Genomic DNA, 21131 nt, shown 5'->3' on the forward strand with positions numbered 1-21131 from the left:
ACGTCGCAAATATCTGGCGCGAAAAGACAAGACAGCGAGTCCATGGCGGGCGTATCCAATGGTCAAGCCGGCTACATAGAGCGTCCGCGCAACCGCGAACGCAATACGTTTTCTCTCAGTATTGAGAGAAACTTAGACGTCGCTCGGCCTGCACGTCAACGAGAACCCTCAGCTGATCGGGAGCGCAATGGTGGCGTCACAGACCTTTGGGATTACTTCTACCAGCATGCCTGCAGGCGCCATCGTGGTGCCGGTCGGCGTGGACATCCAATCCGTCGTCGACTCCGCGCCCGCGGGATCGACCTTCTGGATCGAGGCCGGCGAGCATCGCATGCAGTCGGTCACGCCCAAGGACAACGACCACTTCATCGGTCAGGAAGGTGCGATTCTCAACGGTTCGCACCAGATCACGGATTTCACCAAGGAAGGCGCGAATTGGGTCGCGAGCGACCAGACCCAGGAGGGCATGCGTCTTTCGACCGACAAGGGCATTCCCGGTGCCGAGCGTGCGGGCTATCCCGAGACGTTCTTCATCGACGACAAACCGCTCTCGCCCGTCGATTCGCTCGGCAAGGTCGCGCCGGGCAAGTTCTACTTCGACTACGCCGCCGACAAGATCTACTTCCAGGACGATCCCGCCGGCCACAAGGTCGAGGCCGGCGTGAGCCCGTTCGCCTTCGCGGGCGGAGCCAAGGGCGTGACCGTTGAGAACCTGGTCATCGAGAAGTACGACCCGCCGGTGCAGCACGCGGCCGTGGGATGGGACCCGTCGGCCCAGGGATGGGTGGTCCAGAACAACGAGATCCGGCTGAACTACGCCCTCGGTGCCTACGTTGGAACGGACGGCAAGATCGTCGGCAACAACATCCACGACAACGGCCAGATGGGTCTCGGCGCGAATGGCACCGACATTCTCGTCCAAGGCAACGAGATCGGCCACAACGGATATTTCGCCGGCATCGATCCCGGCTTCGAGGGCGGCGGCAGCAAGTTCGCCCAGACGACCAACCTTCAGGTCTTGGGCAATTATGCCCACGACAACAACGGCTACGGCCTTTGGACCGATATCGACAACATCCACACGCTCTACGATGGCAATACCGTCGTCAACAATCTCGCCGGCGGCATCAGCCACGAGATCAGCTACGACGCCACGATCCGCAACAACGTCGTGACGGGGAACGGCAGCCCGACGGCGCCCTGGCTGTGGGACGGTCAGATCCAGATCCAGAACTCGAAGAACGTCGAGGTCTACGGCAACCATGTCGACGCGACGACCGGCGGCAACGGAATCACCTTGATTCAGCAGGACCGCGGATCGGGCGCGTACGGCCCGCACACGACCACCGGCAACGCGGTCCATGACAACGTGATCGTCGACAGCACGCCGGGCGCCGGCGTCTCCGGCTCGGTCGCCGACTTCGACGAGGCCGGATTGCGCAACGGCGGAAACAGCTTCGCCAACAACGCGTACCACTACGCCGACCCCTCGGGGCAGCACTTCTCCTGGGTGAACACCGGCTACGATTTCAGCGGCTTCCAAACGACCGCCGGCGAGGATGCCGGTGCGACGATCTCGACGCAGATCCCGGTGGCGCAGACCGTGCCCGTCGGGTTCACGCCCGCCCCCGAGACGCCGGCACCAAGCGAGCCGGGATCCCAGACGCCTCCCGTCGCGGCCGACCCCGCGCTGCCCGCGACCACCGCCCCGGCGGCACCGGAGCATGCGGAATCCGTCGATCCGGCCTCGACGCCCGTCGTCTCCACCCCCGTCGCGACGGAGCCAGCGTCGCCAGCGACCGCGCAGCCGGCGGCTCCCGAGCAGACCGGCTCCACGGCTCCGGCGCCCGTGACCGCGCAGCCCGGCGCGGGGACCGGCGATGGGACGCCCCCCGTCCCGGAGGCCCCGGACGAAACATCCGCGACGCGGAGTGCGCCGCACACCGACCAGCACGACCCCGGTCGTGGCTTGGCGCACTGCCATGGGGGCACGGAGGCACGGGGCGGCGGCGCGACGCTGACGAGCCCCGTCTCGGCATCCAGCGACGCGCACCCGTCCTGGGCCGATCTGCTGGCCGACCATGGCGTCGACCCGTCCGTCGCCAGCGCCATCTCGGCTCGCCTGGACGGCCATGTCGATTGGCAGGCCGTGGCCGGCAACGCGCTGCAGCACTACGCCGGACTGGCCGAGCAGCACTGGGCGAATCACGCCGGGGCCGAGACCGCGACGCCGATCGACCACTTCCACCACGCCTCTGCGGGCGGCCATTGGGGCTGACGCCGTCGAGACGAACACGACGGGGGGCCGGTCATCGGATCGGCCCTCCCCGGCGACGCGCGCTGCATTTCCAGCGACCAAACGCCTGACCGCCCTCTCGCTCCGCTCGGGCAGAGGGGCATGGCGACGGGCGGCGCACAGCGCACCCGGCATCAGGATCGCTCCGATCCGCGGGGCGATGGCGGCTGGCGCCGCCGGTCCCGCATACCCGAAATCCTCCTCCATCGACTGCAAGGACGGTGATGTGGTGTTCGTGAAACCGCAGCCTGCACATCCCCGCGCGGCGTCCCGGCTGCCGGCCGGGGGCTCCGAGATCGCCTCCGCGATCGTCGTTGCCCGCCGCGCCCTGGTCGGGCTCGCCGTGATCAGCGGCCTCGTGAACATCCTGTGCCTGACCGGATCGTTCTTCATGCTCGAGGTCTACGATCGGGTGATTCCGAGCCGCAGCATCGCGACGCTGGTGGGTCTGTGCCTGCTGGCGCTGACCCTATTCGTGTTCCAGGGGGCCTTGGAGGTGTTGCGCGCGCGTGCGCTGGTTCGCGTCGGCGCCATGCTGGACGAGTCGCTCGGCGTCCGCGTCTTCGAGACCACCATCCGGGCTCCGCTGGTCGGGCGCATGCCCGACGACGGGCTGCTGCCGGTGCGCGATCTCGATGCCCTGCGCAGCTTCCTCAGCGGCCCGGCGCCGGGGGCATTGTTCGACCTCCCCTGGATGCCGCTCTACCTCCTGATCTGCTTCCTGTTCCATCCGCTGATCGGCCTCGCCGCCCTGTCGGGAGCCGGCGTGCTGGTGGCCCTGACCATCGTCACGGACCGCCTGACCCGGCGGCCGATGCAACGGGCGACGGAACACGCGGCCAGCCGCGGCAGCCTGGCCCAAGCCGGGCAGCGCAACGCCGAAGTGCTCGCCGCCATGGGCATGCGCGACACCTTCATCCGTCGCTGGTCCGGCGCCAACCGGTGCTTCCTCGACGCGCAGCAGGTCGTCGCCGACATCGCCACCGGCCTCGGCTCCGCATCCAAGGTCTTCCGGCTCGCGCTCCAATCCGGCGTCCTGGCGCTCGGCGCCTGCCTCGTCATCTCGGGCGAAGCCTCCTCGGGCATCATCATCGCGAGCTCGATCCTGGTTTCGCGGGCGCTGGCGCCGGCGGAACTGGCGATCGCGAACTGGCGCAGCTTCGTCGCGGCCCGGCAGAGCTGGCGCCGGCTCGACGTGCTCCTGACCGCTTTGCCCGCGATGCCGACGCCGCTGCAGCTGCCGGCGCCGCACCGGACCTTGAGCCTGCAGGCTGTCAGCGTCGCGCCCCCTCAGATCCAGCGGCTGGTCCTGTCCGACATCAGCCTCGACCTGGAGGCGGGCACCTCGCTCGGCATCGTCGGGCCGAGCGCGTCCGGCAAGTCGTCGCTGGCGAGGGCGATCGTCGGCGTCTGGTCGCCGGTCAGGGGCAGCGTCCGCATCGATGGCGCCTCCCTCGACCAGTGGTCGAATTCGGCGCTCGGGCGCCACATCGGCTACCTGCCGCAGGAGGTCGAGCTCTTCGAGGGGACCATCGCCGAGAACATCGCCCGGTTCGACCCGAACGCGTCGGCGGACGCCGTGATCGAAGCGGCGCAGGCCGCCGGCTTCCACGACACCATCGTGCAGATGCCGGGCGGCTACGACGGCCCGATCGGCGAGCGCGGCGTCCGCCTGTCGGCGGGCCAGCGCCAGAGGGTCGGCCTGGCGCGGGCGCTCTACGGCAACCCGTTCCTCGTCGTGCTCGATGAGCCCAATGCCAATCTCGACGTGGCCGGCGAGACCGCGCTCGCGGCTGCATTGCACGGGGTTCGCGCGCGCGGCGGCATCTCGATCGTCGTCGCGCACCGTCCCAACGTGCTGGTGACCGTCGATCTCATTCTCGCTCTCGCGGACGGGCGCATCGCCGAGTTCGGTCCACGCGACGAGGTTCTTGGCCGGCTCCTTCGCCCGACCGCCGTCCCGACGACCGCTCCGCCGGCGAAGGTGCCCGCCCGGGCTGACGCGCCGAGGCCGGCCTTCGCCGCCGCACAGCAACGGTTCCGCGCATGATTCGGACTGTCCCGGCCAGGGTCCGCTTGCTCGAGCCGCGCCTTCGCCTCGCGCTGTCCCGTGCGCGCGCCGGCATCGGGACGGCGGCCGGACGCCTGCGCGCCCTGGCCGAGGTTTTCGTCCCGGCACCGGGCGTCCATGGAAGCCCGAGCTACGATTCGCTGCTGCGTCAGCTGCGAGCCGCCGCGATCCTGTCCGGGATACTCGTGTTCGGCATCGGTGGTTGGGCCTGCCTGACGTCGTTCTCGGGCGCTGTGATCGCGCCCGGGCAGGTCGTCGTCGAATCGGAGGTGAAGAAGGTCCAGCACCCGGTGGGCGGGGTCGTCGGCGCATTGAACGTCCGCGAGGGCGATCGCGTGCGATCCGGGCAGGTGCTGGTGCGCCTCGACGACACCCAGATCCGGGCCAACCTCGACATCGTCGTCAAGTCGCTCGACGAGACGACAGCGCGCCGTGCGCGCGACGAGGCGGAACAGCGCGGCGCCGACGCGCTGACCTTCCCGGCCGAGTTCCTCGAGCGCGCGAAGACCGACCCGACGGTGGCGAACCTGATCGCCGGAGAAACCGCCTTCTTCACCATCCGGCGCGCGACCCGCGGCGGCCAGAAAGCACAGCTCAACGAGCGGGTCGCCCAGCTCAACCACGAGATCACCGGCCTGAACGACCAGTCGCGGGCGAAGGAGGGTGAGATCGCGCTGATCCAGAACGAGCTTCAGGGATTGCGCGAGCTTCGTCAGAAGAACCTGATCCCCGTCTCGCGGGTGACGGCGCTGGAGCGCGAGGCGACCCGCCTCGACGGCGAGCGCGGCCAGCTCCTGGCGGCGATCGCGCAGGCGAAGGGCAAGATCAGCGAGACGGAGCTGCAGATCCTCCAGATCGACCAGGACATGCGCGCCGAGGTCGCAAAGGAACTCGCCGATATCCGTGCCAAGACCTCCGAGTACGTGGAAAAGCGTGTCGTCGCCGAGGACGCGCTGCGTCACATCGATCTGCGCGCGCCGCAGGACGGCATCGTCCACCAGATGAGCGTGCACACCATCGGCGGCCTCGTCACGCCGAGCGAGCCGGCGATGCTGATCGTGCCGCAAGCCGACGCGCTCGCCGTCGACGTGAAGATCCGCCCGGAGGACATCGACCACGTCCATGTCGGGCAGCAGACCGTGCTCCGATTCACCGCCTTCGACCAGCGCACCACCCCCGAGATCAACGGCGTCGTCGACCGGCTTTCGCCCGATGTGACGAAGGACGCCAAGTCGGGCATGAACGTTTACACCGCCCGGATCGCGATCGGCGAAGAGGAGAGCAGGCGGCTCGGGAAGGCGAAGCTGCGCCCGGGCATGCCGGTCGAGAGCTTCATCAAGACGACGGAGCGCACCGTCATTTCCTTCCTGACGAAACCGCTCGCGGATCAGGTCGCCAAGGCTTGGCGCGAGAACTGAGCGCGTCCGGCCTAGGCTACGCGGATAGACCCATCGGCGGGCAGAAGAACCGGCGCGACCTGGCCGTGGCTGCCATTCGCCGCCCCTTCGAGATCGGAGGGCTCGCAGTCGGCGAGATGGTTGAGGGCCCAGATGGCGGCCTGGGTCCTGTTCTGAACGTGGGTCTTGCGGAGAATGGCCTTGACGTGAACCTTGACCGTGGCTTCGGCGATGTCGAGGTTTTGTGCGATGATCTTGTTGGACTCGCCCTGGACGAGGCATCGGAGAATGGCGAGTTCCCGAGAAGACAGATTGCAGTAGCGCGGCGCCTGCTCCGGCTTGCCGGGCTGATCGCCGTCCGGAAGAGGCGCATGTGCGGGCGTCGCCTCTCGACACTCGCCGGAACAGGCCGCGGACAGGGCGGCCGCGGGAAGCACGCGCTCTCCCAGCATCACCAGCTCGAGCGATCTGACGAAGGCGTCGGCGCCGATCGACCGCAACAGGACGCCGTCGGCGCCGGATTTCAGCAGGTCGACGCTCGCATCCGAATGATCGCCCTGGATCAGGCACACGATACGGCAATCCGGATACCGGGCCTTCAGCGCGCCGATGGTCGCGGTCGAGGGCGCGTCCACTCCCTCCATCGCCAGGATGGCCAGGCGCGGCGCCTTGTGCCCGGTCGAGGATGCCAGCAGAGCGGTGAGCGTGTCGGTCTTGGCGACGACCTGCAATCGCGTTCGAGCCAGGATGTGTTCCATCCCCTCTCGAAACAGGCTGTTCGGCTCGACCAGGGCCGTCTCGACGATCTCGTCCGTCCGACGGCGATTCACCGGCCGCGGCACGGAGGACCGCGCGCTTTTACGCTTCTCTACAGCCATGAGAGCCTGCCTAAGACAGTTTTGACATGTGACCGTCGAATATAATTAAATCGGTCCTCTTCCATATGTCTCAAAAGGCCAGCTTGGTCCTCCCAAAGTACTATGCGCCATGCAGCGCAGACGGCGGCATCCGGATGCCGATGTCGATCCGTGTGCGATCCCGAGCACGTCCTGTGCCGAGCGTTCGATCCTGCGAATCAAGGGGGTTCGTAACTGTTGTCGAAACACTAGTTGGGGCGCCCGGGGCGACCATCATAAGTTACATTTCCGCCGCAAACGTTGCGCCCGATGCTTGGCCCTCGCTCTTCGGGGCATGCAAAAACTGCGACAACTGTTTTCTCATCCGCGATGTAGAGCCCTAATCGGATCGTGGTGGCTCCATTTTAGAATTGACTTATCCTCCAGGATTTCCATTCTCTTGCTTTATAGATGCCCGGTCTTTCAAATTCGCGAGGCGATGATGTCCGAAGGGCTACGACTCAGCCGAATCAGAGCGCCAGCAGCTGCGTCGGCGCAGCGCAGGCTCAAGATCACCGACCAGCATCCAAGCCGGTCGATAGCGACGCTGATCATCGGACCGTCTGGATTTTACAGCGAAGGACTGCGTAGCATTCTCGAAGATCATCAATATCGGAACATCATTCAATTACCACATCTCGATTGCTCGAATCATCTGCAGGATACCAGCCCGAAGCTTATCATCTTCACGGATGCAGCGCACGGCACCGAGCTGTCGGAGATCGTTTCGGCGTTGCGGTCCAGAAATTCAGCGGCGCGTATCGTCGTGCTCGTGGATGAGAACGATCCCGATCGCTATGCGGACGCGATGAGCATCCCGGCGCACGCCTTCCTGAGCGCCGGCATCAGCCCTTCCGCGTTGATCACGGCACTGGATGTCGTCTTCGGCGACGGTGGCGTCCTGTCGATCAACTTCGCCAAGTACTTGGCGTCGCGTCGCACGCCGTACGAGCCCAAGCCCCTGAAGGCGGCGCCGACGGAACAGCGCCTGTTCCTGTCCGGCAGGGAAGCGGACATTCTCAGATGCCTCACGGACGGCATCTCCAACAAGCACATCGCCCGGCAGTTCGGCATCGCGGAGTCGACGGTGAAGATTCACGTGAAGAGCATTCTGCGCAAGATCAACGTGCAGAACCGGACCCAGGCGGCGATCTGGGCCCTGGGCCACGCTTCCCGCCCCGAACAGGCCGAACGGGTCGGTGCCAAGCCCGACCCGTCGCTCGCCGACGCTCACTGAGAGAGAAAGGCGCCCGCTTCAGCGGGCACCCGACCCGGCGATCATCGCCGGCACCGTGGCGAGCAGGATGTAGAAGTCGAGCCAGATCGACCAGTTGCGGATGTAGAACGTATCCTGGCTCTGCTGCACGGCCAGGTCGCCGTCACTGCGCGACGATACCTGCCAGAGCCCCGTGAGGCCCGGCGGGACGCTGCGCCGCAAAGCCTGGAAGCGGCGATCGAAACCGTCGGTGTGGTACGAAGGAAACGGCCGCGGCCCGACGAGGCTGAGCTCGCCCCGTATGACGTTCCAGAATTGCGGCAGCTCGTCGAGGCTCGCCCGCCGAATGAAGTGGCCGATCCAGGGCAGGATCCTCGGATCGTGCCTCAGCTTGAAGAACCGCAGCCACTCCCTCTCGGCCTGCGGGTCGGCAGCGAGATGGTCCTTCAGTCGCTGCTCGGCATCGACGTACATGCTGCGAAGCTTGAGCACGCCGATCGGCCTGCCGTTTCGTCCGACCCGCTGCTGCACGTAGAAGGCGGGCCCCGGATCGGCCCACTTGATCAGCAGCGCGAGGAGAGCGACGACCGGTGCGATCAGAACGATGAGCGGCCAGGTCAGGACGAGATCCGCCAAGCGCTTCAGGCCGAGATTGCGCGGCCTGTAGAGATCCCGGCGGATCTCGAACCCGAAGGTGCTGCCGAGCAGCCTGGTCTGCATCCACAGGCTCTGAAGATCCTGCGATTGCTGGGCCACGACGACCCGCGGGAACGGCAGCGGGCCGGTCTGCGCCATGTCGCTCGCCGCGAAATCGGCGGAGGAGCAGAAGATCGCGACCTCGACGGACGATCGGTTCTGCACCTCCTCGATCGCGCCCAGGATCGGCAGGAGGGCGACGGCCTGCCCAGCCTGCGTCGCGTCGGTTCTCCGGGCGCCATCGACGAGGAAGCCGATCGGGTTGAAGCCGAGCTCCGGCTGCGCCAGCAGCGTCGTTGCCAAGCCGGTAGCGCACGCGTCGGTGCCGACGATCACGGTCCGCGCCCCCCAAACCCCCTTCCGGATCAGGAAGCCTCGGACGGCGACCTCCGCGTAGAAGCCCAGGGTGACCAGGAGCAGCGTCGTCACGGTCAGGCTCATCGCGGACCCTGCGGTGAGGCCGTATCCGCTCAGGAAGACCAGGGAACTCAGAGCCAGCGCGAGCACGCTGTAGGTCCGCAGGCGAAGGCGCTCGGCAGGGCTCGGGCCGTACCCGCCGTAGAGCCCCGACAGGGCGAAGATCGCGCAGGCGAGAATCGGGAGAACGATCACGTCCGAGATGCCGGCGGCATCGGCGAAGATGCTCTGCCGTGTCAGAAGCATGCCGCCGGCCACGGCCATGGCCGCCGCCGCAGCGTCCGCGGACACGAGAGCGAGCGCCACGCCGAGGCAGCGCGCCAGCGCGTCGGTCCTGCGCAGAGGTCGGCCGCTTCCCCGCAGCGTGACGAGGGGCGAGGCGGCGGCGGATTTGAGGTCGGACGTCGGGAGTGTCGTGGCCATTGAGCGCGATCTCGGTCTCGGAGAGGGGATCGACGGCAGCGCGACGAACCGGGCGGCTCGCCCGGTCCACGGCGCATGCCGATGCGGCGTGGCCGCGTGGGCATCGGGATCGATGCCCACGCGCGTTCCTCGCTACTCGGCGGCGACCGCCGGGATCGGGGCCTGCAGGCTGCTCTGAGCTTCGAGCTCGCCGGAGATCCAGCGGTAGGTCGGGACGAGCCCCTCCGCGAGGAGGATGCGAGGCTCCCAGCCGAGGACCTCCCGGAGCAGGCTGTTGTCGCTGTTGCGGCCGCGCACGCCCTGCGGGCGCGACGTGTCGTGACGCTTGGACAGCCGCTTCCCGGCGATCGACGAGACGAGATCGACGAGCCCGTCGACCGAGATCAGCTCGTCGGTTCCGAGATTGAGGGGCTTGTCGTAACCGGATCCCATGATCCGGTAGATGCCCTCGACACAATCGTCGACATGCATGAACGACCGGGTCTGGAGGCCGTCGCCCCAGATTTCGATCTCGCCGCCGTCCTGGCTGAGCGCCACCTTGCGGCAGATCGCGGCCGGCGCCTTCTCGCGTCCGCCGTCATAGGTGCCGAGCGGTCCGTAGACGTTGTGGAAGCGGACCACGCGCGTCGCGAAACCATAATCCTCGGTGAAATATTGGCACATCTTCTCCATGTACAGCTTCTCGAGCCCGTAGCCCTCCTCGGGATCGGCAGGAAACGCGTCGGCTTCCTTCAGCGGGGTCACATCGGGCTGAAGCTGCAGGTACTGCGGGTAGATGCAGGCCGAAGACGAGAACAGGAATCTTTCGACGCCGAAGTCACGAGCGGCGTCGATCATGCCGACGTTGATCTTGGTGTTGTTCAGCGTGATGCCCGCGTGGGACGAGGTGATGTAGCCGATGCCGCCCATGTCGGCGGCGAGGTGGTAGACGTCGTGGATGCCCTTGACCGCGGCTCGGCAGGCGTCGGGATCCCGCAAGTCGCGGACCTCGAATTCGTCGGCCTGCGACGTCTCGTATTCGGGCATCTTGATGTCGACGCCGCGAACCCAATAGCCCTTCGCTTTCAAGAACGTCACCAGATGTTGCCCGATGAATCCTCCGGCCCCGGTCACAAGCACGCGTCGGCTCGACATTGTCTTTTCTCCCAGCGAATGCAACGCCGAAGAGTATGTTTAACGATACGTTAATATCCATCTCTAACAGGTATTACTCCCTCTCGCCGTCCTGGATTGCTGGTACGGCAAGCGAAGATGCACACCGCGTTGCTTGGCTTGGTATGGACGGTTTTCATGATTCATCGGGTCCGCGCGTCGCCGGACGACACCCGCGTGCGGCGACATCATCGCAGCATGGCTGCGGGCATGGTTCGGAAGTCCGAGGTGGACCAGGGCGCAGTAGCCAGGAGGGCTAGTACGAAGCGAACGCTTCTTGCTGCTTGGACGCTGCGATACAGTATCGGCAGGGAGTGTCGATCGCTCCCGTCGCGTGTCGCCGCTGCTCCGTCCGTGCTCGAGGTCCCAGCATGAACGGACGCGTTCCTGCCTGTCGATCATCATCGTCGTTCGAAGACATCACGACGCCGACCTCGGTTCGAGCCGCCCCGGACCTCGGTCGCGGGGGTCGTGACGCGGCATCGTGCCAGACCGTTCGACGGAGACGTCGAGCCGATAGGACGCCGGTCACCGCGTCCCGCACGGGTTCCAGCCATGCCGCCAGCATCCGATCCGTCCGCCTCCGCCGTCGGCGATACCTCAGCACTTCACACCGGGCTTTCGAGGCAGACATGGCGATCGAGGATCGAGACGACCTGGATCAGAGCGCGCTCGACCGGTGCCGGATATCCTCTGATCGATCAGGCGATCGTCAGCTTGGGGACCTTCGTCCTCAACATCATGCTCGCGCGCCATCTTCCACCATCGGAGTATGGGCACGTTTCGATCCTGTTCGGCGTGCTGTTCCTGTTGCAGGTCGTGAACACGACGCTGGTCTTCTATCCGATGACCGTCAGATGCAGCGTCGCGCTCCCGGACAAGAGCAGGGCGCTGATCCATACGAGCTTGTTGATCCTCGTACCGCTCAGCATCCCGCTCTGCATCGGCCTCGCGGTCGTGAACCTCGCCAACGGACGTGCGGACCTGGCCCTGGCCGCCATCGCCTACTTCCTGTGCTGGCAGTTCCAGGAGTATTGCCGCCGCGCCCTGTTCGCCGAATTGCGGTTTCGAGACGCCATCCTCGGTGACGCGATCAGCTACCTCGGCCAAACCTCGGTGGTCGTATCGCTGTTCTGGTACGTCGAATCCCTGTCCATGTCCGCGATCTTCTGGGTGATGGCGCTAACGTCGGCCGTCGCGGCTTGCGTTCAGGCGCGCCAAGCGCGGTTGACCATGCCGAATGCAGCGGGGCTCGCCGGGACCTGGCAGGATTTCTGGCACATCGGGCGGTATTCGCTCACCAGCAACGTGCTCGGCATCACGCGCTTTCAGATCTTGAGCTGGACGCTCGCCCTCGCCTACGGTGCCGGCTCGACGGCGTCGTATCAGGCGGCGCTCAACGTCCTGAACGTCGCAAACCCGGTCCTGTTCGCGCTGCTCAACCTGATCCCGCAACTCGCGGCGCGGGCGCACCTGTCCGGGAGATCCAGCGCCTGGAACGCGGCACGCAACTGCGCCCTCCTGGGTGCGCCCGTCATCTTCGCCTTGTACTGCAGCGCACTGATCGAGCCGCGGCTCATCCTGTCGGCGTTCTACGGTGCCGGCTCACCCTATCTCGACCTCACCGGCCCTGTGAGGGTGCTCGTCCTCGCGTTCATGGCGGGTTACGCGACCGAGGCGGTGTGCTCGTTCCTGCACGGGATCGATGCCCCGCGAACCGCTGTCGTGATCAACGGCATCGGCGTGGCGATATCGATCGTCGTCGGCCTCCCGCTGATCATCCTCTACGGCGTGATGGGTGCGGCCGCGGCGACGCTGATCTCGGCAATCGCGCGCCTGGTCGCCAGCCACATGATCCTGAAGAGGATGCTCGTCGAGGACCGTGTCGGACAGGTCATCTGACGAGACACGGGCCCCTGCCGAAGCCGGCCGAGCCGCCCCATGCGCGGTCGCGAGCTTGACGCTTGCCGCGACCGGCACCGTGTCCGGCGCTCCTTGGCAACCCCGCCGCTCGCCGACGCGGTGTTGCATTGGTGCCGGCGGGGGACGCCCTTCCCGGCGGGACGCCTTCTCTCGTCCGCAGGCACCGCAGCAAGCGAGGATCGGCGCTTCCTATCCGTCGGCAAGGGTCAGACGGGGAGACGCTTCAGCTCAACGCCGTCCTCGTCGCGGATCACCAGCTCCCAGGTCTCGCTGGAAGGCGGCATCTCACCGCTCGCCCGCATCTCCTCGATCCCAGCCTCCGCCTGCTCGATCGCCTGATCGAGGCTGTCGGCTTCCACGCCGGCTTCGTCCCGGATCGCGATGTGGCTGCTCTCAAGATCGAAGCGAAAGCGTTGCGGCAAACCGACCTCCCGAGTTTCAAATTTTTTGGCCCCAGGCTCGTTACCGAGTCGTAAACAGCCGACTTTGCCGCGTTGCGCATCAGGACGGCTTAACCATGTCGCCATCCGCATTTTCACAAGCGCGCATCCGACAGCGGCCTACGTATTTTGATGAAATTTTTGCCCGCAAGTTGGCGTATCTATTGTTGCCTGCGCCGAACGGCTTAGGCCGTAGTCGTCGCGACCTGTCTCCATATGAGGACGTGAAAATCGTGCCCACTGAAGCCGCACCGCAGGATGGGCCTCGGTCAGAGGCCGACGACATCAGATGCAGACAGGTTCGAGAGCACGTTCGGGCCGTGCTTCGCAGGCTCGTTGAGTATCGCATTCGAACGGACCCGACCAAATAGGGAGAGACGGCTTCCGCGCGCGCCGGAGGCATGAATTCTGATTTGCCGAACGCGATGAGCTAGACAGATGACCACTCTGGTACGACGCGCAATACTTACCGCAGAACGCGGAAGCGATGGAGTTGGGCTTTGGGAGTACCGCTCGACCTGATCGACGGGCTTTCCCGGGCCGATCGAGAAGACCGGCCATGGCTCGCGGACCGGGGTACTCTGCCGAGGCGACGCGTCGACCTCGTCCGCGACGCAGGCGGGAAAGCACGGGTGGCCCTCACCGGGACGTGGGCGCCCGGCGCGACTCAGCGCGATCGGAAGGGGCTTCACATCGCCGATCGCGAGCGTGATCCGCTCGCGAACTCCTCCGGTCCCGACGTGACCCGGCAAACCTGAAGCGAGATCGCGCCCGGCGTGACAGTCGCGGTGACGCTCGACATCCCTCCCCGCCTCGAGCTTCGGCCTTTCGCATAGAGCGACCGCATGGCTCGAGCCCGAACAGCGGAACGCCGGAGGACGGCTCACACCGCGCTGTCCTGCACGCGCGAGGAGGTCGGTTTCCGTGATGGGGCAATGGCGGAAGCGTCGCCACACCGTCCGTCCGCATGCGTCGCCGAGCCACCCTTCGCCTTCGCCCGAGCTCATCCTCCGACCAGCCGAACCAAGCGGCTCCGTGCCATCCGCTCGCCCCGCCTTCGCCGCGCGACCAAGAATGAGTTTTCAGCTTCCGAGTCTGTCGGGAACATCGATCGCGAAGACGGAACCGCTGATTTGCCGATGCAACCCACGTCGAACATCCATGGGCGCCGAGCGTTGACAAGAAAATCTCAGGCGAAGGACCATCCACGATGGATGCAAGCAACATGAGACGCGCCCTATCGATCCTTTGCCTGACGCCGCTGTTCGGATCCGCGGTGAGCGCACAGCCGATTGATCAGCCTGTCGCGCGGCCCGCCCCGATCTACGCCTCGGCAGGCTGGCCGGAGCCGGGCATCATCGACCTGCGACCGCTGCAGCGTCCGTGCTGGAACGGCAGCCGATGGTACGGTCCCTACGGCTACATCTGCTATCGGACACGGACGACACGGCAGGGATTCCCTGTCGATGTCGCCCGAAACGGATACTGACGTTTCGGGCCGGAATCGGTTCCGGCCGCCCTCGTCTTCCTCGAGAGCGTGGTCGGTGGCCTCACCAACCGAACGGCGGGGGGGTCGGCCCGCGATAGGCTTGCGCCGGAAGGTCCGTCGACAGGGCGTCGCGTCGACTGGGGGGCGGTTGCGTCGCCGGGGCGCTCGAGGATGGCCGTGCCGGCCCAGGATCGGTGAGGTAGCGCGGCTGATCGAGCGCCTCGGATCCGGCAGCGCCCGGCCTCGGCACCACCGGGCGACCGGAATCGACAGCATAGTCCGCGGTGCGCCGATCCGGCGGGATGCTCACGAGGGTCCGGCTGCCATTGACGGTGACGAGCGGGCGGGCGACCGCGGGCGGCGTCATCGTGGCGACGGGGTCCGGCGTGCTGGAAACCTGCATCTTCTCCGGCGCCCGTGCTGGGCGTGCGCGTCGCGGCGCCCGGGCGATCCGTTCGGGAAGAGCCGCGCCCAGGCGCAGGCGGGACAAGTCGCGGATCAGGGATTCGGACGAGCCGCGGCTGCAATGATGGACCCTGAGCGACGCGGAGATGCGGCCCGGCATCTCCGACGTGTCGCCCAATCCGATGCCGTGCAGATCCTCGATCCACTGCCACGCGAACGCGCAGCGCCCGTTCAGCGCCACGCCCACCGGGCCATAGGCGTTGCGCGCCGGCTCACGCGACACGCGGTACGGCCCGTCGGGCAGCTGGGCGAGTTCGGCGGCGATTCCGAGCCGCGTCGGCTTGGCCATGCCGGAAATGCCCGAGCCGGCGGTCCCCAAGCTCAGGTCGGCCCGGCTGCTGCCATCGCGGCCGAAGACGATCTTCTGATGCAGGGCGCCACGGCGGCGGGACTCGTCGACGAGAACGGCCGACCCGGCATCGGGGAGCGACACGAGCGGCACGCGCTGGGGCGATCCTTCGCCGGAGGCGTAGGCCGTCGCGACGAACGCGACCCGCCCGCGCGCCTCCTGCGCGGTGTTGCAGGCCGCCAGAAGACCGGTCAACAGCAGGATGCTGCCGGAGCGGCGCAGAGCCCGGCCGACACCGGGGAATGAGAACGGGATCATCGGTCCAGTCCCGTGCTGCGCGAATCGGTGCGAGATCTGTCGGACGCGGTGTCGAAGGGACCGAACCGATCGCCGTCGTGCGCCTCGGCGGTGCGGGATGGGTCCCCCTGCGTCAGGTTCGGGGCATCCGCATGGGCCAGCGTGCCGGCGGGCGGCAGCGGCAGCGCAGCCTGCGATGTCGGACGGTCCATGCCGTTCCAGGCCGGCAGCAGGGTGAAGCCGTAGCGTTCGTAGGGCATCGCCGGGACACCGGGCACGCGACGAGCAATCAAAGGTTGTAGCGCCTTGGCGTCGCGCAGAAAGTCCGCTTCGCGGCCACGTTCGGACGGCTCGGGGAAGCGGAACGGATTCTCGGCGGCGACCGGCAAAGGAAACTCGCCGCGCCGCACGGGCAACGCCCGGCCGAGGACCGCCGCCGGGACCGGCTTGGGGACGCGAACCTGAGCGGCGGCGGCTGCCCGCGCGGCCGGCGGGTCGCGGACGGGGTCGCAGGGTCCCGATGCCTGGGCGTCGGGCGCCGGCAAGACCAGATCCACCACCGTCGGGAACAGGCCATCGTAGCGGTTCACCACCTCGAGGAACTCGCGGGTCTTCTTCAGGCGGCTCAGGGTGAGCGCGTAGCCCAGAACGGCGGCTTCCTGGGGCTTCCATGCGCTCGCACGCTGGAACCAGTCCGCGGCGGCCTCGAACTGGCAGGCGTTGTAGGCGTACCAGCCCAACGCCTGCGCACCCTCGCCGGAGGTCGTCATCAGAACGAGCTTGGCGAAGCGGTCGAGGCGCGCGGGATCGACGGCCGCGACCGGTGGCCTTGTCAGCCGGCGTCCCATCATGTCGAGGTAGAGCGCCGCGTTGGTCACGGACGGGCCACGCCACGCATAGGCGACTTCCTCGGCTTCGCGCTCCTGCCCCAGCTCGCGAAGCGAGAGGGCGAGGCCGGTCGCGATCCGCGCATCGCCCCCGCGGGCGATGGCGGCCTTGAACCAGTCGAGCGCCTCGCGGAACTGGCGGCGGTGATAGGCATACCATCCGAGCAGGCTGAGCTCGGCGGGGTCCGCCGCCTTGCGCACGGCGTCGCTCAGCGCAGCGAGGTCCGCCGGTTCGATCTTCCCGGCCGGCTCCTCGTGCAGCACGGCCGCGATCCGTGCCCGCGTGACGTCGGGGCGAATCGCCTGGAACTCGCTGCTCCCGTCGGCGGCGGAATGGCCCATGGCGAGCAGCGGCTCGACCTGTGCCATCGGCAGGTTGGCCATCGCCTTCTGGATGGTGGCGAGCCGCAGGGCGGTGTCGGTTTGACCAGTCAGGATGGTGCGGTAGGCGTTGACGGCCTGCGCCGTGTAGCCGGTGCGCGCGTAGGCCTCGGCGACGGTCCAGGCGATGTCGATGTCGAGGTTGCGCAGGGTGTCCGGTGCGGCGTCAACCCGGGCGCGGATCCGGTCCCAATCACCCTTCGCCTCAGCGGCCTTGACCTCGCTGCGCAGGGTCCCGCGGTTGAGCTTGCGCGCGAGGTCGTCCGAGGGACGCCATTCGGGATCCGCCGCCTGCCGCGCGGCGATCGCCGCGCGCACCTCGTTGACCCGTCCCGCGGTGAAGAGGTCCCAGAGCGGAGCCTCCTCCGGGGGGCTCGGCTTCAGCGTGTCGAGGTCGGTCGGCACGGTCCAGTTGGGATAGCGCCGCCGCAGGCGGGCGATCTCGGTCTGCACCCGCTCGTTCTGGCGCTGCGCGGCGTAGTAGCGAAGCCCACTCTCGTCGACGATCTCCGACGAGGGTGCGCTGGTCGCGCCGAGGATCACCGGCGCGCGCCGGTCGTCGCGCAGGACGGTGCTCGCCGCGTCCGGCGCGCCCTGTGCCCGCGCCTGGGTCGCCGTTCCCGCCACATCGAGGCTCAGGCCCGCCAGCAGCGACAGGGCTGCGCCGCCTCGTCTCAACGCCCGAGACATGAGCGATACCTCGTGTTGGCGGCGGCGAGCGCCAGGAGATGGAGGGTGGCGGGATAGTAGTTCTCGGAGACGGCCGGCTCGGCGAAGCTCGGCGGCAGCGCGGCACCGGTCCCGGCGCAGGCGGCCAGGGCGGCCACGGCCGCGTAGCCGGGCTCCTGAAGCTGGCCCACCGTCTGGTCGCTGTTGATGTCGAGGATCGGCATGCCCGCGGAACCGGACGCGGACCAAAGCTTCACGAAGGGTTCGTAGGCCTTTCGGTCTTCGTATCCCGCCATCGCGAGATAGAGCGGCACACGGACCGCGTTGTAGGAGAAGGTCGCTGGAAAGCCCTCCGCCGGCTTCGGCACGCCGCCGCGCATCGCGATCCATTCGGTCGGCAGCCTCGACGTGCCGAAGCGGGCGCGCGTCATCAGGTCGAGCCCGGCGGTATTCAGGCGTGCCCAATCGAACTCCGGCGCGAGCGCGGCGAGCCGCGGAAAGGCCGGGAACACCCAGTACGACAGGTTCACGACCGGGCCGTCCGCCCGGTCCTCGGCCGAGAAGCCGGCGATGGCCGGCAGGAGCAGGGGCCCGCCTTCCGCCTTGAACAGGACGGTGCGCCGCGCGACGTCGACGGCGATGCGGCGGCCCGCGAGGCGGTACCCCTCGTCCGACCAGGCCTCGGCGGCCTCGGCCAGGGCCCAGGCGACGAGGATGTCGCCATCGGTGGCATCGTTGACGTCGGCCACGCCCGGCCGCTTGTCCGGCTCCCAGCGCCAGGCGAGCAACGCGTCGGGACGGACCATCAGGTTGGCTCGGGTCCAGCCCCAGATGCGCTGGAAGGCGTCGCGGTCTCCCGCCGCGACGGCCAGCAGCATGCCGTAGCCCTGGCCCTCGCTGTGACTGATGCGGCCGTTGCCGGTATCGACCACGCGGCCCTCGGGCGTGACGAAGCGGCTCCGGTAGCTGCGCCAGGCACCGATATCGCCGATCGCGTTGAACATCGTCGGCGGTCCAGCCGGGCGGGACGATGCCTCACCGACGCCGTCCGGCGGCGCGGGCGCCTGCGCCGCCGCCGGCAGCGCGAGGAGAGGAACCAGGAGAAGGGCGGCGAGGCGCCGGCGCAAGGGGCTCATCGGTCGGACTCCCGGTCGTCCCCGTCGGCGTCCCGCCGCGCGTCGGGGATCGGCTGGCTCCTGCGGCCGACTCCGCGGAGCATCGCCTGCGTGCTGAGGCCGAGAAGGACGGCCGCCGCGAGCAGGGTGAGGACGAAGGTGTTGGGATTGGTCGAGAACCACCCCGCCAGCACGAGGCGCGTGTTCTCGAAGGTCCGCGGAACGGTCTCCACGATCTGGCCCTGGCGCGCGGCGAAGGTGGTCAGGGCGCCGTCGTTGACGTCGAGGGCGGCGACGCGTCCCTCGAGCTGGTCCCACACGACAGGAGCGCTCAGGCAGATGGCGGAGGCTTGAAGGGCGGCACCGTTGGGTGCGGTGAAGACGGTGATCGCCGTGTCCGGATCGTGGCCCGCCATGCCCTGGCCGACGACGAGGGATGCTCCGACGCCGATCGTCACCGGATCCTCGCGCACCTGATCCGTGAGCCACCCCGTCGCCGCGGCCATGGTCTCGGTTGCCGCGCTGCCGAGCCTGCCCGTCGCGTTCGACAGCATGTCGCCGACGGAGTCGCGGTTGCGCACCGCGGTGCTCCAGGACGAGACGAGATCGCGGGTCTCGCCGTCGCTGTCCGCGTCCCGGGCGCGGCGCGGCATCACGAGAGCGGTCCGCGAGGCGGGCGCCGGCAGGGCGCAGGCCGGCGGCACGTCGTTGCGGAGACGGTCGAGGCTGAGGCCCGGGGTCGCATCGGGCTGGGCGGGCGACGGCAGCGCCGTCGCCCGCGTCTCCCAGATCCGCCGGATCTGCTCGGGGTCGAGCCCGACCGCGCGCAGCACCTCCGGATCGAGGGCGCGGGCCGGCGCCACGACCACCGTCGGCGCCCTGCGCAGAAGCGCGTTCTCGTTTCCGATCTCGAAGTCGATGGGGCGACCTGCGGCGAGCGCGAGACGGACCGCGATGGTGGCGGCGGCCGACATCGATTCGCGGTCCGGCGTCGGCACCACCAGCCGCGGCCGTTGGGCGGTCCGAAGATAGGGCAATCCACCGCTGGCTGTCGCCGCGAGTTCCGGCAGGCGCAGCGCGCGCGCGAGGGGGGGAAGCGTCAACGTCGTGTCGTTGAGGAACAGGAAGCGCTTCGCCTCGACCCCGCTGTCCTCGCAGGTCCGGTCGGCCCGCGACGGCAGCCGCGCCGTGATCTCGATACGGTTCCGGCCGGGTCGCCAGCGGCCGAGCGGCAGCGGCATCGCCAGGCTGCGGAAGACCTCGCCCTCGGCGCGGGGGAGCGTGTCGCTCGCGACGTTGCGCCCGTTGACGTCGACGATGACCTGCGCGCCGGTCTCGAGGCCGGCCGCATAGCCGCCCGCCATCGACAGGATGGCCTTGCCGTAGTCGGCCGGGATGAAGTCGACGGGGAGGGTCACGTCGAAGCCCGTCCGGAACAATCGCCCGGAGAACTCGCGATTCTGCACGCCGAAGCGGGACAGGGGCACCGTGGTGGCGCCGCCGAGCTCCAAGCCGCGGGTGAGCGCGAGCTGGCGCAGGCCCTGCGAGCTCCCTTCGGCGACACGCGAGGCGGAGGCGGTGAGCACCCCAACGGCGGATTCGATCTCGGCGGCTCCGCTGCCGGGCACGATCAGGGTCGCGGCCCGCTCCGCGTTGGCCGGGAGGAAGACGAGCGCCTGCCCCGTCGCGGCCTGGGCCGCATCGATGCCGGGCAGATCCCGCAATTCGTCGGCCGAGCCGATGACCAGGTTGAGGCCCGCAGGCCCCTGGAGCGGTGCCCCGAACTCGACGGAGACGTGGGCGTAGCGGCCCGCGAGCGCGACGCGCTGCACCAGGGCGATGATCTTCTCGAAGGTCGAGAACCCCGGCTTGCTCCGAAGCACCACGCGCAGCGGCACGAGGCCGCGCGCATCCGGTGCCACCGCGGGCAGGTCGCGCAGGGACCGTACGGTTTCGACACCCGCCGGCATCACGAGACCGGTCCAGGACGGGTCGATTTGGGTCCACAACTCATAGGTTGCGGCCAGCGAGCAATCCACACGGTGACGCTGGACCGCCGAGATCGCGATCGCATTGTACCCGGCCTTGAGCACGCCCGCGGGGATGTCGAACTCGATCACCTTGACGGCACCGGGCGCCTTGATCGGCGTACGGCCGAGGACGACGTCGTTGACCGCCGCGGTCAGGAACGAGGCTTCCGGGACCACCGAGATGGCGGCGAGGTAGCCGACGCGAAGCCGCAGCCGCTCGCGTGCCTGCTCGGCCGTGACGTAGACCGGCCATTGCAGGGCGTCCTCCTCGCCGCTGAGCCGCAGGCTCTCGCCGGTCGCGGGAAGCGGGCGCTGGGGCAGCGATACGGCGGCCTGCGACACAGGGACCGGCGTCCCGGCCTCCGGGCCGTCCGGCGAGGGGCCCTCGGCCCGGCGCGGGGGGCGTGCCGCCTCGTCCGCTCCGGGAATCGTCAGGGCGTGCGGAGCCCCGCGACCGAGGAAGCTCTGCGCCCCGGCGCAGGGAGCCAGGAGCAGGCCGGTCGCCAGCACCATCGCGGCCCGGAGGCCGCGGAGCGAACGCGCGGCGATCGCACGGGCGGAGGGGAGATCAATCTGAGCCAT

General features: G+C 68.2%; 13 protein-coding genes. 5 read left to right on the top strand and 8 right to left on the bottom strand.

Annotated elements, in window-relative coordinates; genetic code table 11:
* Window positions 1–226: 226 nt before the first annotated feature.
* The 3 genes from FV230_RS00480 (at window position 227) to FV230_RS00490 (ending at window position 5785) form a co-directional block, all read left to right on the top strand.
* Window positions 227–2278, top strand: a complete 2052-nt coding sequence (locus tag FV230_RS00480) for a right-handed parallel beta-helix repeat-containing protein (protein ID WP_210248604.1) — start codon at window positions 227–229, stop codon at window positions 2276–2278.
* A 178-nt stretch (window positions 2279–2456) separates the two neighbouring features.
* Entirely contained in the window at window positions 2457–4346 is a 1890-nt protein-coding gene (locus FV230_RS00485; protein WP_147840780.1) for a type I secretion system permease/ATPase, read from the top strand.
* A 104-nt stretch (window positions 4347–4450) separates the two neighbouring features.
* Window positions 4451–5785 (top strand): HlyD family type I secretion periplasmic adaptor subunit, encoded by a 1335-nt coding sequence (locus FV230_RS00490; protein WP_246694676.1) that lies wholly within the window; start codon window positions 4451–4453, stop codon window positions 5783–5785.
* 11 nt (window positions 5786–5796) lie between these two features.
* Here the strand turns inward: FV230_RS00490 and FV230_RS00495 are convergent, their stop codons facing one another.
* The gene (locus FV230_RS00495) at window positions 5797–6642 is read right to left on the bottom strand and encodes a response regulator transcription factor (protein WP_147840782.1); all 846 of its coding nucleotides are present in this window, start codon (window positions 6640–6642) and stop codon (window positions 5797–5799) included.
* Between the two features lie 457 nt (window positions 6643–7099).
* On the opposite strand from FV230_RS00495, the gene FV230_RS30290 reads away from it, so the two are divergent.
* Window positions 7100–7897 (top strand): response regulator transcription factor, encoded by a 798-nt coding sequence (locus FV230_RS30290; protein WP_210248605.1) that lies wholly within the window; start codon window positions 7100–7102, stop codon window positions 7895–7897.
* An 18-nt stretch (window positions 7898–7915) separates the two neighbouring features.
* On the opposite strand, the gene FV230_RS00505 is transcribed toward FV230_RS30290, so the two are convergent.
* Together FV230_RS00505 and FV230_RS00510 are read right to left on the bottom strand one after the other, a co-directional pair.
* On the bottom strand, window positions 7916–9412 hold the full coding sequence (locus FV230_RS00505; protein ID WP_147840783.1) for an exopolysaccharide biosynthesis polyprenyl glycosylphosphotransferase: 1497 nt from the start codon (window positions 9410–9412) through the stop codon (window positions 7916–7918).
* A gap of 132 nt (window positions 9413–9544) precedes the next feature.
* The gene (locus FV230_RS00510; RefSeq protein ID WP_147840784.1) at window positions 9545–10546 is read right to left on the bottom strand and encodes an NAD-dependent epimerase/dehydratase family protein; all 1002 of its coding nucleotides are present in this window, start codon (window positions 10544–10546) and stop codon (window positions 9545–9547) included.
* Window positions 10547–11281: 735 nt separating this feature from the next.
* Here FV230_RS00510 and FV230_RS00515 point away from each other — a divergent pair.
* The gene (locus FV230_RS00515; protein ID WP_187275323.1) at window positions 11282–12466 is read left to right on the top strand and encodes a polysaccharide biosynthesis C-terminal domain-containing protein; all 1185 of its coding nucleotides are present in this window, start codon (window positions 11282–11284) and stop codon (window positions 12464–12466) included.
* 227 nt (window positions 12467–12693) lie between these two features.
* Here the strand turns inward: FV230_RS00515 and FV230_RS00520 are convergent, their stop codons facing one another.
* From FV230_RS00520 to FV230_RS00540, 5 genes are all read right to left on the bottom strand, one after another.
* The gene (locus tag FV230_RS00520; protein WP_243938700.1) at window positions 12694–13020 is read right to left on the bottom strand and encodes a hypothetical protein; all 327 of its coding nucleotides are present in this window, start codon (window positions 13018–13020) and stop codon (window positions 12694–12696) included.
* A gap of 1457 nt (window positions 13021–14477) precedes the next feature.
* Window positions 14478–15488, bottom strand: a complete 1011-nt coding sequence (gene bcsN, locus FV230_RS00525) for a cellulose biosynthesis protein BcsN (RefSeq protein WP_147840786.1) — start codon at window positions 15486–15488, stop codon at window positions 14478–14480.
* On the bottom strand, window positions 15485–17425 hold the full coding sequence (locus FV230_RS00530) for a hypothetical protein (protein ID WP_147840787.1): 1941 nt from the start codon (window positions 17423–17425) through the stop codon (window positions 15485–15487). The genes bcsN and FV230_RS00530 overlap by 4 nt, the downstream gene beginning before the upstream one ends.
* On the bottom strand, window positions 17410–18540 hold the full coding sequence (locus tag FV230_RS00535) for a glycosyl hydrolase family 8 (RefSeq protein WP_147727198.1): 1131 nt from the start codon (window positions 18538–18540) through the stop codon (window positions 17410–17412). Before FV230_RS00535 ends, FV230_RS00530 begins: the two co-directional genes overlap by 16 nt.
* Window positions 18537–21131 (bottom strand): cellulose biosynthesis cyclic di-GMP-binding regulatory protein BcsB, encoded by a 2595-nt coding sequence (locus tag FV230_RS00540; RefSeq protein ID WP_147840788.1) that lies wholly within the window; start codon window positions 21129–21131, stop codon window positions 18537–18539. The genes FV230_RS00535 and FV230_RS00540 overlap by 4 nt, the downstream gene beginning before the upstream one ends.

It is taken from the genome of Methylobacterium sp. WL6 (assembly GCF_008040095.1).
Lineage (GTDB): Bacteria > Pseudomonadota > Alphaproteobacteria > Rhizobiales > Beijerinckiaceae > Methylobacterium.

Coding starts and splice junctions, on each gene's coding strand:
- FV230_RS00480 (WP_210248604.1), top strand. CDS start 227: ATGCCTGCAGGCGCCATCGTGGTGCCGGTCGGCGTGGACATCCAATCC.
- FV230_RS00485 (WP_147840780.1), top strand. CDS start 2,457: ATGGCGGCTGGCGCCGCCGGTCCCGCATACCCGAAATCCTCCTCCATC.
- FV230_RS00495 (WP_147840782.1), bottom strand. CDS start 6,642: ATGGCTGTAGAGAAGCGTAAAAGCGCGCGGTCCTCCGTGCCGCGGCCG.
- FV230_RS30290 (WP_210248605.1), top strand. CDS start 7,100: ATGATGTCCGAAGGGCTACGACTCAGCCGAATCAGAGCGCCAGCAGCT.
- FV230_RS00505 (WP_147840783.1), bottom strand. CDS start 9,412: ATGGCCACGACACTCCCGACGTCCGACCTCAAATCCGCCGCCGCCTCG.
- FV230_RS00510 (WP_147840784.1), bottom strand. CDS start 10,546: ATGTCGAGCCGACGCGTGCTTGTGACCGGGGCCGGAGGATTCATCGGG.
- FV230_RS00520 (WP_243938700.1), bottom strand. CDS start 13,020: ATGCGGATGGCGACATGGTTAAGCCGTCCTGATGCGCAACGCGGCAAA.
- bcsN (WP_147840786.1), bottom strand. CDS start 15,488: ATGATCCCGTTCTCATTCCCCGGTGTCGGCCGGGCTCTGCGCCGCTCC.
- FV230_RS00530 (WP_147840787.1), bottom strand. CDS start 17,425: ATGTCTCGGGCGTTGAGACGAGGCGGCGCAGCCCTGTCGCTGCTGGCG.
- FV230_RS00535 (WP_147727198.1), bottom strand. CDS start 18,540: ATGAGCCCCTTGCGCCGGCGCCTCGCCGCCCTTCTCCTGGTTCCTCTC.
- FV230_RS00540 (WP_147840788.1), bottom strand. CDS start 21,131: ATGGCTCAGATTGATCTCCCCTCCGCCCGTGCGATCGCCGCGCGTTCG.